Source organism: Aeromonas sp. FDAARGOS 1414, from assembly GCF_019047065.1.
Classification (GTDB): domain Bacteria; phylum Pseudomonadota; class Gammaproteobacteria; order Enterobacterales; family Aeromonadaceae; genus Aeromonas; species Aeromonas veronii_A.
This window is the reverse complement of sequence record NZ_CP077210.1, coordinates 2305554-2318924: the sequence shown is the minus strand read 5'-3', so window position 1 is coordinate 2318924 and position 13371 is coordinate 2305554. Positions and strand designations below refer to the sequence as shown.

The 13371-nt window shown below is 61.6% G+C and carries 16 protein-coding genes; 14 read left to right on the top strand and 2 right to left on the bottom strand.

Annotation, left to right across the window (positions count from 1 at the left end):
• Positions 1-7 precede the first annotated feature (7 nt).
• The 12 genes from napG to I6L44_RS10125 all read left to right on the top strand — a co-directional run bounded on the left by napG (position 8) and on the right by I6L44_RS10125 (position 8257).
• The gene (gene napG, locus I6L44_RS10180; protein WP_216951735.1) at positions 8-754 is read left to right on the top strand and encodes a ferredoxin-type protein NapG; all 747 of its coding nucleotides are present in this window, start codon (positions 8-10) and stop codon (positions 752-754) included.
• A complete protein-coding gene (napH, locus tag I6L44_RS10175; RefSeq protein ID WP_216951734.1) occupies positions 751-1626 on the top strand; it encodes a quinol dehydrogenase ferredoxin subunit NapH in 876 nt (291 codons plus the stop codon). Before napG ends, napH begins: the two co-directional genes overlap by 4 nt.
• Entirely contained in the window at positions 1626-2081 is a 456-nt protein-coding gene (locus I6L44_RS10170) for a nitrate reductase cytochrome c-type subunit (protein WP_005334452.1), read from the top strand. The genes napH and I6L44_RS10170 overlap by 1 nt, the downstream gene beginning before the upstream one ends.
• Before the next feature lie 11 nt (positions 2082-2092).
• On the top strand, positions 2093-2683 hold the full coding sequence (locus I6L44_RS10165; RefSeq protein WP_005353459.1) for a cytochrome c3 family protein: 591 nt from the start codon (positions 2093-2095) through the stop codon (positions 2681-2683).
• Between the two features lie 242 nt (positions 2684-2925).
• Positions 2926-3432, top strand: coding sequence for a molybdenum cofactor biosynthesis protein B (gene moaB / locus I6L44_RS10160; protein WP_120415734.1), 507 nt, complete (start codon positions 2926-2928; stop codon positions 3430-3432).
• A 9-nt stretch (positions 3433-3441) separates the two neighbouring features.
• Positions 3442-3966, top strand: a complete 525-nt coding sequence (gene moaC / locus I6L44_RS10155) for a cyclic pyranopterin monophosphate synthase MoaC (protein ID WP_144715204.1) — start codon at positions 3442-3444, stop codon at positions 3964-3966.
• On the top strand, positions 3963-4208 hold the full coding sequence (gene moaD / locus I6L44_RS10150; RefSeq protein ID WP_005353453.1) for a molybdopterin synthase sulfur carrier subunit: 246 nt from the start codon (positions 3963-3965) through the stop codon (positions 4206-4208). Before moaC ends, moaD begins: the two co-directional genes overlap by 4 nt.
• A 2-nt stretch (positions 4209-4210) precedes the next feature.
• Positions 4211-4684: a molybdopterin synthase catalytic subunit MoaE gene (moaE, locus tag I6L44_RS10145; RefSeq protein WP_139407100.1), complete on the top strand. Its 474-nt coding sequence runs from the start codon at positions 4211-4213 to the stop codon at positions 4682-4684.
• An 87-nt stretch (positions 4685-4771) separates the two neighbouring features.
• A complete protein-coding gene (gene modA, locus I6L44_RS10140; RefSeq protein WP_216951733.1) occupies positions 4772-5500 on the top strand; it encodes a molybdate ABC transporter substrate-binding protein in 729 nt (242 codons plus the stop codon).
• A 111-nt stretch (positions 5501-5611) separates the two neighbouring features.
• Positions 5612-6292 carry a molybdate ABC transporter permease subunit gene (gene modB / locus I6L44_RS10135; protein ID WP_005334429.1) on the top strand — a complete coding sequence of 227 codons (681 nt, stop codon included), beginning with the start codon at positions 5612-5614 and terminating at the stop codon, positions 6290-6292.
• Complete coding sequence (gene modC, locus I6L44_RS10130) at positions 6289-7389, top strand: molybdenum ABC transporter ATP-binding protein (protein ID WP_216951732.1); 1101 nt, start codon at positions 6289-6291, stop codon at positions 7387-7389. The genes modB and modC overlap by 4 nt, the downstream gene beginning before the upstream one ends.
• Positions 7390-7480: 91 nt before the next feature.
• On the top strand, positions 7481-8257 hold the full coding sequence (locus tag I6L44_RS10125) for an alpha/beta fold hydrolase (RefSeq protein ID WP_202003239.1): 777 nt from the start codon (positions 7481-7483) through the stop codon (positions 8255-8257).
• 70 nt (positions 8258-8327) lie between these two features.
• On the opposite strand, the gene moeB is transcribed toward I6L44_RS10125, so the two are convergent.
• Together moeB and moeA are read right to left on the bottom strand one after the other, a co-directional pair.
• Complete coding sequence (gene moeB / locus I6L44_RS10120; RefSeq protein ID WP_216951731.1) at positions 8328-9083, bottom strand: molybdopterin-synthase adenylyltransferase MoeB; 756 nt, start codon at positions 9081-9083, stop codon at positions 8328-8330.
• Positions 9080-10306 (bottom strand): molybdopterin molybdotransferase MoeA, encoded by a 1227-nt coding sequence (gene moeA, locus I6L44_RS10115; protein ID WP_302055841.1) that lies wholly within the window; start codon positions 10304-10306, stop codon positions 9080-9082. The genes moeB and moeA overlap by 4 nt, the downstream gene beginning before the upstream one ends.
• 309 nt (positions 10307-10615) lie before the next feature.
• On the opposite strand from moeA, the gene folE reads away from it, so the two are divergent.
• Positions 10616-11272, top strand: a complete 657-nt coding sequence (gene folE, locus I6L44_RS10110; protein ID WP_139407106.1) for a GTP cyclohydrolase I FolE — start codon at positions 10616-10618, stop codon at positions 11270-11272.
• Positions 11273-11683: 411 nt separating this feature from the next.
• Positions 11684-13339, top strand: coding sequence for a methyl-accepting chemotaxis protein (locus I6L44_RS10105; RefSeq protein WP_216951729.1), 1656 nt, complete (start codon positions 11684-11686; stop codon positions 13337-13339).
• Positions 13340-13371: the final 32 nt, after the last annotated feature.

Genomic DNA, 13371 nt, shown 5'->3' with positions numbered 1-13371 from the left:
GTACGAGATGAGTCGTAGTCGTCGCCAGTTTCTGGCCGACATGGCCTCTCTGGCAAAAGGGGCCTGCGGTGTGGGCCTGCTTGGCGTGGGGCTCGGCGGCATGGCACGCCAGCAGGCACAAGCTGTGCCTGCCCAGGCGCTGCGCCCGCCTGCCGCCCTCGATGAAGCAGAGTTTCTCGGCGCCTGCGTGCGTTGCGGGCTCTGCGTCGAGGCCTGCCCCTACGACACCCTCAAGCTCGCCCGGCTGTTTGACCCTGTGACCACCGGCACCCCCTATTTCAAGGCGCGTGCCGTGCCCTGCGAGATGTGTGATGACATCCCTTGTGTGGTGGCCTGTCCGAGCGGGGCGCTGGATCAGCAGATGACCGACATCGATCAGGCCCGGATGGGGGTGGCAGTGCTCATCGATCACGAGACCTGCCTCAACTATCTGGGGCTGCGCTGCGATGTCTGTTATCGGGTCTGCCCGCTGATTGACAAGGCGATCACTCTTGAGCTGCAGCATAACCAGCGTACCGGCAAACACGCCATGTTCCTGCCCACGGTACACAGCGATGTCTGTACCGGCTGTGGCAAGTGCGAGCATGCCTGCGTGCTGGAGGAAGCGGCCATCAAGGTGGTGCCACGCCAGCTCGCCAAAGGTGAGCTGGGTCATCACTACCGGCTCGGCTGGGAAGAGAAGGCCAAGGCGGGGAACAAGTCGCTCATCGGCGACAGACTCACCCTGCCCACCCGCAAACCGGAGGGGTTATGAGTCGTTATCCGGGGGAAGAGGCTAGCATCAAGCTGGGGTGGTGGCGTTCCCACCGCTTCCTGCTGCTGCGTCGGCTGAGTCAGTTCAGCGTGCTCGGGCTGTTTTTGCTGGGGCCGCTGGCGGGCATCTGGATCCTCAAGGGCAACCTCTCCAGCTCGCTGTTGCTGGAGACGGTGCCGCTGACCGATCCCCTCACGCTGTTGCAGTCGCTGGCGGCGGGTCACTGGCCCATCACCACTCTCTGGCTGGGGGCTGCCATTGTGCTGGCCGGTTACTGGCTGGTCGGGGGGAGGGTGTTCTGCTCCTGGGTCTGTCCGGTCAACCTCATCACGGATGCTGCAGCCTGGCTCAGGGTGCGCCTTGGCCTCAAGGGCAATGGCCAGTTCAGCCGTGCGACCCGCTACTGGCTGTTGGCCATGGTGCTGGTGGTGCCTGCTGTGGTCGGCGTGATGGTGTGGGAGCTGGTCAATCCGGTGTCACTCGCCATGCGCGGCCTGCTGTTTGGCATGGGGGCTGGCTGGGCCCTGCTTGCAGCGCTATTCCTGTTCGATCTCTTCGTGGTTGAGCGGGGTTGGTGCGGTCATCTCTGTCCGGTGGGGGCCTTCTATGCCCTGGTCAACCGGGTCGGATTTATCAAGATTTCTGCCAAGGGGCGCGAGCGGTGCAACAACTGCATGGATTGTTATGCGGTTTGCCCGGAGCGTCCCATCCTGCGCGGGCCTGTTCACGGTGCCAAGCGCGGTCACGGGCCCTTAATTGCGGCTCAGGAGTGTACCAACTGTGGCCGCTGCATCGATGTCTGCGCGGAACAAGTTTTTGAAATCACTGTAGGTTTTGCCGTCAAGGCAGAAAAAACGTCGGAGAACAAATAATGAAAAAGCTGATTGGAGCAATGCTGGCCTGCCTGATGGCGGGATCCTTGATGGCAGCGGCCCCCGAGATCACCAACAGTACCGGTGGCCTCAAGTCCGAGCGTGGCGCCACCGATCTGGTGACCGATGCCACCGCCGCGCCCCTGAAAAACTTCCGCAAGGATGGCGCGCCCTACGATCGCCAGTACATGCATCAGCCGCCGCTGATCCCCCACGACATTCGCAACTACGAGGTGGACACCAAGGTCAACAAGTGCCTGGCTTGCCACAGCTTCAAGAATGCCAGCGCCATGAAGGCTCCCAAGATCAGCCCGACTCACTTCGAGACCCGCGACGGCCTGACCCTGGGTGAAGTGTCGCCGCGTCGCTACTTCTGCCTGCAGTGCCATGTGCCGCAAGCGGATGCCAAGCCGCTTGTGGAAAATACCTTTAAACCGGTTGAAGCGCTGAACTGAGGAATCCATAGATGAAATTACCCGGCTTTATCCAGCGTCTGTGGACCACCTTCAAGTCACCGTCGAAGGCGGCTCTCTGGGTCATCTTGCTGATGGGCTTCTTTGGTGGCGTGATTTTCTGGGGTGGCTTCAACACCGCCATGGAAGCATCCAACACCGAGGCCTTCTGCACCAGCTGTCACGAGATGAAGGACAACGTGTTCGAGGAGTACCGCGACACCATCCACTACGCCAACCGCTCCGGCGTGCGGGCCAGCTGCCCGGATTGCCATGTACCGCATGAGTGGACCTACAAGATCATCCGCAAGGTGCAGGCTTCCAAGGAGCTGTGGGGCATGATCACCGGCAAGGTGGATACCCGTGAGAAGTTCGAGTCGCACCGGCGCGAGATGGCGGAGCGGGAGTGGCAACGAATGAAAGAGACCGATTCGCGCGAGTGCCGCAACTGCCACAACTTCGAGTACATGGACTTCTCCCTGCAGGGGCAGCGTGCCGCCAAGATGCACTCTACCAATCTGGCCAGTGGTGAAAGTACCTGCATCGACTGTCACAAGGGGATAGCTCACCAGCTGCCCGACATGACCGGGGTGAAAGGGTTCTGATCCTACGACGACAGGCCGGGTTTGCCCGGCCTGCGTTTTGTTCATATATGGGACAAGCATCAGATTTGTGTGTCTTTTAAATCCCATATCTCGTGAAACCTTTGATAGAATCAGCCCGCCGTCACACGCTTGAGCAAGTTGGTCACCCCTGTCTGCGTCCGTTTTTGCGCCCTGACAGCTGGCCTCTCATACCCCTTCTCTTCCTGCCTCGTTGACGGCCCATAGCCACAAGGAGCTGCCCGATGGGACAGAAACACAACGCATTTATTCCCCTCAAGATCGCCGTGTTGACGGTCTCCGACAGCCGCACCGCCGCCGATGACAGCTCGGGCGACTATCTGGTCTCGGCCCTTACCGACGCGGGCCATCAGCTGGCCGATCGGGCGCTCTGCCCGGACAACCTGTTTCGCATCCGCGCGCGGGTGAGCGAGTGGATCGCCGATGAGGGGGTGCAGGTGGTGCTGATTAACGGCGGTACCGGCTTCAATGAACAGAACCGGGTACCGGAAGCGGTCGGTGTGCTGTTCGAGCGCACCGTACAGGGTTTTGGCGAGATGTTCCGTCAACTCTCTTTTGCCGAGATTAAAGGCTCCGCCATGCAGAGCCGTGCACTGGCGGGACTCGCCAATCGCACCCTGATCTGCTGTCTGCCGGGCTCCACCGGCGCCTGTCGGCTGGGTTGGGAGCAACTGATCCGCGATCAGCTCGATGCCCGCACCAAGCCGTGCAACTTTGTCTCCCACCTCTGAGAGCAAACGATGAACCAGACCGATCCCAAGCAGACCCAGCCCAACCTGACGCATCTGAACCAGAGCGGCGAAGCCCATATGGTGGATGTGACCGACAAGCAGGTGACCGAGCGTGAAGCCCGTGCCGAAGCGTTTGTTGCCATGGCCCCCGAGACCCTGGCGCTGATCCTGAGCGGCCAGCACCACAAGGGGGACGTGTTCGCCACCGCCCGCATCGCCGGTATCATGGCCGCCAAGAAGACCTCCGATCTCATCCCCCTCTGCCATCCGCTGGCCCTGACCCGAGTTGAGGTGGAGATAGTGCCGCTGCCCGAGCAGCAAAAGGTGCATATCCGCACCCTCTGCAAACTCTCCGGCAAGACTGGTGTCGAGATGGAGGCACTGACCGCAGCGTCGGTAGCGGCGCTGACCATCTACGACATGTGCAAGGCGGTACAAAAGGACATGGTGATCGAACAGGTGCGGCTGGTAGAGAAAAAGGGCGGCAAGTCCGGCCATTTTCAGCTGGGGTCAAATAGCGGGGAGCAAGCATGATCAAGGTACTGTTTTTTGCGCAAGTAAGAGAGCTGGTGGCCTGCGATGAGCTGAGCCTGCCGTGCGACTACGCCACCGCCGAACAACTGCGCGCGGCGCTCTGTGAGCGTGGCGACAAGTGGGCGCTGGCGCTGGAAGCAGGCAAGCTCTTGGTCGCGGTCAATCAGACCTTGGTGCCCCTCGATACCCCCATCAATGATGGCGATGAGGTGGCCTTCTTCCCGCCGGTGACCGGAGGTTAAGGATGAGCGAGGCAACCATGACCGATCGCATTATGGTCCAGCGGGAGGATTTCTCGCTGGCGGACGAATATGCCCGTCTCGCCACCCGCCCCGACAGTGGCGCCATCGTCACCTTCGTTGGCAAGGTTCGCGACTTCAATCAGGGGGAGGAGGTGAAGGGGTTGGCCCTCGAGCACTACCCCGGCATGACCGAGAAGGCGCTGGCCGATATCGTGCAGGAGGCCCGTCGCCGCTGGCCGCTGCAGGAGTGTACCCTCATTCATCGTATCGGCGAGTTGTGGCTTGGCGATCAGATCGTGCTGGTGGCGGTGAGCAGTGCCCACCGCGACGCCGCCTTTGACGCCTGTCACTTCATCATGGATTTCTTGAAAACCCGGGCGCCGTTCTGGAAAAAAGAGCTGACCGCCGAGGGTGTGCAACGCTGGGTCGAGGCCAAGGAGAGCGACAACGCCGCCGCTGCCCGCTGGCAAGCCTGACCTGTTCATCACGAGGGGCGCAGGTTCAACGGGAACCACGGCCCCGCCAAGGGGCGCGGATGTGCGGGCCCCATCAGGAGAAAGGGAATGAAACCGTTGTTATCTGTTGTCATCGCCGGTGTCTGCGCCGCCACCTTGCATACCGGTGTCGTGCAGGCCGATGAAGTGAAAGTGGCCGTGGCCGCCAACTTCAAGGGAACCATCGAGCGTATCGGTAAGGCGTTCACCGCCAAGACCGGCCACACCCTGGCCATCTCGTCTGCCGCCACCGGGGTGCTCTACACCCAGATCAGTCACGGCGCACCGTTCGATCTCTTCCTCTCCGCCGATGCGGCGACCCCCGAGAAGCTGGAAAAAGAGGGCAAGGGGAGCGATCGCTTCACCTACGCCATCGGCCAGCTGGGGGTGTGGAAGAAGGGGGGGCCAGCCCCTGACGAGGCGACCCTGCGCAATTGGAAGGGCAACCTCGCCATCGCCAATGCCCGCACAGCTCCCTATGGTGCTGCCGCCATGGCGACCCTCACCCATCTCAAAATCGATCCCAAGCAGTACCGGCTGCTGACCGGCGCCAACATCGGCCAGACCTGGCAATTTGTCGACACCGGCAATGCCGAACTGGGCTTTGTCGCCTGGGCCAATCTGGTGGAAGCGGACAAGACCGGTGAAGCCTGGGCCGTACCGGCTGACTTCTATCCCCCCATCGAACAGCAGGGGCTGGTATTGAAGAAAGGGAGTGCGGTCGAGGCACTGGTCGCCTGGCTCAAGGGGCCGGGTCAGGCGCAGATCAAGGCAGCTGGTTATGCCCTGCCCCAATAAGGGGATGGGCCTGATGTGATACCCTGAGTGGTCGGCCTTCGGGTCGGCCACTCTTTGCAATAAGGATAGATACCATGCTGTTGGGGGCATTTATCAATCGGGAGGTCGGCAATGAGTGAAGGGGATCTGCTGGCGGTCTGGCTCACCCTGAAGCTTGCGGCCTGCACCACAGCGATTTTGCTGTTGCTGGCACCGCCGCTGGCCTGGTGGCTGTCGCGCAGTCAGAACCGCCTGCGGCCGCTGGTGGAGGCGCTGGTGGCACTGCCGTTGGTGCTGCCTCCCACGGTACTGGGTTTTTATCTGCTGCTCGCCTTCTCCCCCGAATATGGCTTCGGCGCCTGGTGGCGCGACACCTTTGGTGCCCCTCTTGCCTTCAGCTTTCTCGGCCTGCTGTTTGCCTCCATCCTCTATTCGCTGCCGTTCGTGGTGCAGCCGCTCACCTCCGCTTTCGTCAACATGGGCAACAAGGAGCTGGAGGCTGCCGCTACCCTGGGGCTTGGCCCGCTGGAGCGCTTCTTCCACATCATCTTGCCGATGACCCTACCCAGCTTTGTGATGGCGGCGGCGCTGGGCTTTGCCCACACCTTGGGGGAGTTTGGCGTGGTGCTGATGATTGGCGGCAATATCCCTGGCGAAACCCAGGTGCTCTCCATCGCCCTGTTTGATCATGTGGAGGCGATGGATTACCGACAAGCCCACTATCTGGCGGGCGGCCTGATGGCCTTCTCGCTGGTGATGCTGGTGCTGGTCTACGGGGTGTTGCAGCGCCGACAGCGGAGAGTGTTTGGATGAACCAGCCCGCTACTATGCCGCCTGTGAACGTGCCGCACCGCCATGCCTTGAACCTCCATGCCCGGCGCGAGTTTGGCCCCTTTACCCTCGATTGTGCACTGACCCTCGAGCTGGGGGGGATCCTCGGCCTGTTTGGCCCCTCAGGCTGTGGCAAGAGCACCCTGCTGCGCATCATCGCCGGGCTCGATCGCCAAAACGGGGATCGCTTGCTGTGGCGCGATCGGGAGTATGCTCAACTGCTGCCCGAAGCGCGCCGGATCGGGCTGGTGTTTCAGGACGCGCGCCTCTTTCCCCATCTGACGGTGCTCGGCAATCTGCAACTGGCGGCCCGCAAGGGGCGAGGACGCTGGCAGCCCGAAGCGCTGGCGGCTCGGCTCGGTTTTGCCGATCTGCTGGGGCTGCCTGCCCATGCCCTCTCTGGCGGTCAACGCCAGCGGGTAGCGCTGGGGCGGGCGCTGCTGGCCGAGCCTGATCTGCTGCTGCTCGATGAACCTTTCTCGGCGCTCGATCGGCGCAGCCGCATCCATCAGGCCCATGTGCTCAAGGGCTTGCAGCAGGAGAGCGGCATCCCGATGATCTTCGTCAGTCACGCCATGGAGGAGGTGAGCCTGCTCTGCGATCAGCTGGTGTTGCTGGAAAGTGGCAGGGTCGAGGCGCAAGGCAGGCCGAGCGAGATCTTCGCCCGAACCGATCTCTCGCTGGCCAGCCGTGACGATGCAGGGGTGATGCTGGATGCGACCCTCTCTCACTACGATGAAGAGGAGCAGATGGCGACCCTGCAGCTTGGTGAGCAGCAGTTGCGGGTCACCATGACCCATGTGCCGGATGAGATCGGCCCCTTGCAAATCAAGGTGGCGGGGCGGGATGTGGTGATTGCCACCGCCCCCATCGAGCACTCCAGTCTCTCCAACTGTCTCGTCACCCGTCTGCTGGCGGTGCGCGAGGTGCGCCCCGGCCAGACCCTGTTGCAGTTGGTGCTGGGTGAGCAGATACTGCTGGCCCGGATCACCAGCCGCTCCGCCAGACGGCTGGCGCTGGCGCCGGAGCAGCAGATCTACGCTTATATCAAGGCGGTGAGTCTGGTCAGCGAAGGCTGATTGGGCGCCGTGCTGATAACGTGGCAGGATAGCCACGGGCAACATAACAACAAGAGATGGTTCAGGTGATGAGTCGAGAGGCAATACACTGATGCGCCGCAATCAGGTGATGAAATTCAACGGTCTTGCCCTGCGCAGTGCGGGGGAGGGCCCCTTGCTGTTGCTGCTGCACGGGCTGGGCTCCTCCAGCCTCGACTGGCAGGCGCAGATCGAACGGTTTTCCGAACAGTACCGGGTGGTAGCGCTGGACTTGCGCGGCCACGGCCAGAGCATGCAGGAGGGGCCGTTCGATGTGGCGACCCTGGCAGCCGATGTGGTGAACTGGCTCGATGCACAGCCTGAACCCGCCTGGGTCGTGGGATTGTCGCTGGGGGCCATGGTCGCGCTGGAGCTGGCGCTGCAACTGCCCCACAAGGTGCAGGGGCTGGTGCTGGTCAACGGTTTTAGCGAGTTTCTGCTGGAAACACCCAAAGAGCAGGAGCGTTACGCCCAGCGCCTCAAGTGGCTGCGCTGGTTTGGCATGCGCCCGCTCGCCTGGTGGCTGGGACGCGAGCTCTTCCCGGGCCCGGATCTGGCACAGGTGCGCCACACCTTCCGGCTGCGTTTCGTGCGCAATAAAAAGAAAACCTACAAGGCGCTGCTGGAGGCACTACCCGGCTGGTCGGTACGCGCCCGGCTCGGCGCCATCTGGCAGCCGGTGGCCATCATCTCCACCAGTCACGACTACCTGCCGCTGGCCAAACGGGTAGAGCAGTTTGCCGCCCTGCCCAACGCCACCATCCACACCCCCAACGGCCACCACGCCTGGCCTGCGGAAGACCCCTCGGGCTTTAATCACCTGTTGCAACGGATCCTCACGACCCATTGAGGAAGGGGTTGTTAGGTGCAGGTACCAAAAAGCCGAACCACAGGGTTCGGCTTTTTTGATCCCGTTTGTGTCAAGGATGGGAACAGACGGGGCAGTCGGGGCGCTTGGGCAGCTTCATCTCGCGGAAGGTGCCGCTCAGGCCGTCGATCATCAGCAGGCGGCCGCAGTAGTTTTTTCCTGTGCCCGCCAGCAGCTTGATGGCTTCCAGTGCCTGCAGGCTGCCCACCAGACCCACCACGGGGGCGAGCACGCCCGCCTCGACGCAGGTGAGTGCCTGCTCGCCAAACAGGGCGCTGAGGCAGGCGTAGCAGGGCTCATCTTCCTGCCAGGTGAAGCTGCAGAGCTGACCCTCCAGCCGGATGGCGGCGCCGCTGACCAGTGGCACGCCATGCTGGCGTGCCTTTTGGTTGAGCAGGTTGCGAATGGCCAGGTTGTCAGTGCAATCCAATACCAGCTGGTGTTGGGGCAACAGGGTATCGAGCAGCGCCTCGTCGGCCACGGCCGCGTGGGTCTCGACGTTGAGCCAGGGATTGAGCGCGCGCAGCGACTGGGCGGCAGAGTCTACTTTGTAGTGACCGATGCGCTCATCGTTGTGCAGCACCTGACGCTGCAGGTTGGAGAGCTCCACCTTGTCGAAATCGACCAAGGTGAGTCGGCCAACCCCGGCCACCGCCAGATACTGGCTGGCGGCGCAGCCAAGGCCACCGGCACCGATCACCAGCACACGGGCTTGTTTGAGCGCCTCCTGCCCCTCGAAATCGAAGGATTTGAGGATGATCTGGCGGTTGTAACGCAGCAGTTCGGCGTCGCTCAGGATCTCGCTCACAGCAGTAATCCCCCGAATGGCTCCACGGTCACCGTCTCGCCCACGGCGACGCGGCCCCGTTCACGTTCAAGAACGATGTAGCAGTTGGCTTGCGACAGGGAGCTGAACACGGCGGAGTCCTGCGAGCCGGTGCTGCGCACCTCGAGGCCGTTTGGCCCCTGACTCAGGATGCCGCGCTGGAAGTCGAGTCGGCCCGGGCTCTTTTTGAGTGGCTCGGCCGCAATGGCTTGCAGCTGGAGCGGGCGCTCGAAGTGCTGACCTGCCAGCTTGGCCAGCGCCGGTTGCACCAGCTGATCGAAGGTGACCATGGCGGAGACGGGGTTGCCCGGCAGGCCGAAGAACCAGGCGCGGGGCAGACGGCCAAAGGCAAACGGCTTGCCCGGCTTGATGGCCAGCTTCCAGAAGCCAATCTCGCCGAGCTCGTCCAGCAGTTGTTTGGTGAAGTCCGCTTCCCCCACCGAGACGCCGCCGGTAGTGATGAGCACATCGGCCTCTTCATCGGCGCGGATAAAGGCGGCGCGCAGTTGGGCGGGCTCATCCGGGATGATGCCAAGGTCGAGGCAGTCGCAGCCCATGCGCGCCAGCATGGCCCGCACGCCGTAGCGGTTGGAGTCATAGATATCGCCGTGGGCGAGCGGGGTACCAACCGGCTTGAGCTCGTCGCCGGTGCTGAAGATAGCTACTTTCAGCGGTCGGCGCACCGTGACGGTAGCCACGCCGAGGGAGGCCAGCAGTGGCATTTCGCGCGGGGTGAGGCGAGTACCGGCTGGCAGCACGCAGGCGCCTTTGCCGATATCGCTGCCGGCGCGGCGGATATTCTGGCCCGGTTCGGGTTGTGCCAGAAAAGTGATCCGATCGCCGTCGGCCTGCGTTTCTTCCTGCATCACCACCGCATCGGTGCCTGCGGGTACCGGGGCGCCGGTCATGATCCGCACGCAGTGGCCGGCGGGCCATTCGCCCTGATAGGGCTGACCGGCAAACGCCTTGCCCGCCATGATGAGCGGGGTGCCGCTAGCGAGATCCGCAAGGCGCACGGCATAACCGTCCATGGCGGAGTTGTCGAAGGGGGGCACGGCGAGGGGAGAGGCGATGTCGCTGGCAAGAACCCGGCCAAGGGCCTCTGGCAGGGGCTGCTGCTCGCTGTCGCAGCAGCAGGCGAGTTGTTCCAGCATCCCTTGCAGGGCATTGCTTAAGGGGAGTAGTCCGCTGGTATCAAATCCCATCGTCATGACCTCTTTCTATGATTGAAGGCGGGATTATCACAAAAATCCCCGGGGATGGGCAGGTTATCTCAAGGGAATCTCGGGGTAATCGGCGCTGAAACGGGGTGAGATGGCCATAAAGTATGAGGTGACGCACAAGTTGACTTGAATCTTGGCGGCAATGGCCGTTTACTATGCCGCCATAACAGATGGCCGTCACATCCCGAGTGGGGGCCATTACAGCGATACCGTCGGCCTTGTACGCCGCAATAACATAAGGGGTTGCTCCTTGAGCTGCCCTCACAGTCCCTGAGCGTGGGAGAGAAGATAATGACAACCTTAAGTCCGGAAGCCTTGCTGGTCAGGGCTGCCCTCGAAGCCCAGGGACTGGAAACCCCCCTGGTCACCAACGAGCTTAACAGCCAGCAGAAGCGGGAGAAGATCGAAGGCCATATGCGCTCCATCATGGAGACGCTGGGGCTGGATCTGACCGATGACAGTCTGGCCGAGACACCGCACCGCATCGCCAAGATGTACGTCAACGAGATCTTCTCAGGCCTCGATTATGCCACCTTCCCCAAGGTGACGGTGATCGAGAACAAGATGCAGGTGGACGAGATGATCATGGTGCGGGACATCAGCCTCACCAGCACCTGCGAACACCACTTCGTCACCATCGACGGCATGGCCCATGTGGCCTATATCCCTCGTGGCAAGGTGATTGGCCTGTCGAAGATCAACCGTATCGTGCAGTTCTTCGCCCGCCGTCCCCAGGTGCAGGAGCGGCTGACTCAGCAGATCCTGCTGGCGTTGCAGACCCTGCTCGGCACCAAGGATGTGGCCATCAGCATCAAGGCGACCCACTACTGTGTCAAGGCGCGCGGAGTGATGGACTCCACCTCCTATACCACCACCACCTCCCTCGGCGGTGTGTTCAAGACCCAGCCCGATACCCGGGCCGAATTTCTGGGCGGCCTGCGCGGATAAGATGGCGGTTATTTTGTAACCGCAATGCTGAATAAACGAGACGCCAGCAGCTATTGCTGGCGTTTTTCATTGGTTCCGGATGAGAGTGGCGGCCTGCAACGGCTTGACTCGCGTGGCTTGCCTCATGCAAACGTTATGCATTTTTCCGATTTATTCATCTGAGCGGTATATTTAATCGAACACGAAAAAAACCTCGTTTTCACCTTACAAAAAGTAACCGGGCAGACTCTTTCCGAACCGTCACAATCCGGTTACTCTAGCGCCCCCTCACGGCTCTCGCTGCCGCTCATGGAATTCAGAGATATTCATCAAGGTTGGATGGTGCGCCACTGAACAGGTGGCCAGATAGTTCATGTCAGGAGGGCGTGAACCGGACGAGTGCTACGAATTTAACGACCACCAGGATATCCCATGAATACCAGTTCCATGACCATAGGTAAAAAACTCACCGCCGGCTTTGCCGTGCTCGGTTTGATGGTCGCCTTTATCGGCGGTTTTTCCCTTGTCCAGTTTGGCAACATGAATGATGTTGCCATCCGGTTTACCGACAGCATCTTGCCTGCGGTCAATCGCACCAGCGCGATCGGGGATTCTCTCGGTGAGTTGCGTCGTTATGAGCTGGGTTATTTCGTGGTGGCCGCCGAGCCGCTGAAAAGGGCTGAATATCGGAATATTGCCAGTCAGCAGCTTAACTCGATCGCGCAGCAGCTGATTGCCCATGACAAGACGATCTGGCCTGAGGATGTGGCGGAGCGCCGTACCTTCGATACGGTGAAATCTGACTGGGATCGTTACGTCGCCCTGCACCAGCGAGTCAAACAGCTGCAAGACAGCGATCAGCTTGCCGAAGCCCAACGCATCTTCCTTGAGGAGGGGGTTCCCCTTTACACCGCGCTGAGCAAGTCAGTGGCCTCCCTGATCCAGATTAACCATGGTTATGCGTCTGAATCCCGCAGTGACATTGTCGCCTCTTACCAATCCGCCAACCTGAGCGTCACCATCGCACTGGTGCTCGGTCTGATCCTTGTGGTGGTGCTCTCCGTGGTACTGACCCGCCAAATTCGCGACCCGCTGATCATGCTGGCCCGTCAGGCCCAGCGCATTGCCAATGGCGATCTGGGTCAGGGCGAACTGCAGCAGTGGATCCGTGACAGCCGCTTCAACCGCGACGAACTGGGTCAGCTGGGTTCCGCCATCAACCGGATGCAGGGCTCCCTCTCCGATCTGGTGAGCGAGATCGCTGGCTCCGTGAGCCAACTCAGCAGTGCGGTGGAGGAGGTGAGCGCCATCTCCAGCCAGTCTGCCAGCGGCATGGCTATCCAGCAGAACGAAGTCTCCCAGGTGGCGACTGCCATGAATGAGATGCAGTCCACCGTCAATGAAGTGGCCCGCAACACCACGGATGCCATGAGCGCCGCCAAGGATGCCTCCCGCACCTCCGCTGCCGGCAGCGAAGTGGTACGCAGCTCCATTGCCAGCATCGAAGAGGTGTCGGTCAAGATTGAACAGGCGGGCACAGTGGTGCAGCAGCTGGAGGCCGACAGCGCCAACATCAGCGTGGTGCTGGATGTGATCCGCGATATCGCCGGTCAGACCAACCTGCTGGCCCTTAACGCAGCCATCGAAGCGGCCCGTGCCGGTGAGCAGGGTCGTGGTTTTGCGGTCGTTGCGGATGAAGTGCGTTCATTGGCCCAGCGTACCCAGGACTCCACCGCCGAGATCAGCAAGATGATCGAGCTCTTGCAGAGCCGCGCCGCCGAGGCGGGCAACGCCATGCAGCTGAGTCGTCACCAGATGCAGGAGAGCGTCGGTCTGGCGCGGGATGCCGGTACCAGTATCGAGACCATCAATGGTGCCGTGGTGCGCATCACCGACATGAACACCCTGATCGCCACCGCCACCGAAGAGCAGAACGCGGTGACCGAAGAGCTCAACCGCAGCATCGTCAACATTCACAATGCCGCTGACGAGAATGCCCAGGGCGCTCATCAGATCGCCCAGGCTTGCGTCGAGCTGAGCAAGCTGGCCAACACCCTGCACCATATGACCCAGCGCTTCACCCTCTAAGGGTTGATGCATGGGTAACAGAAGGCCCCGCC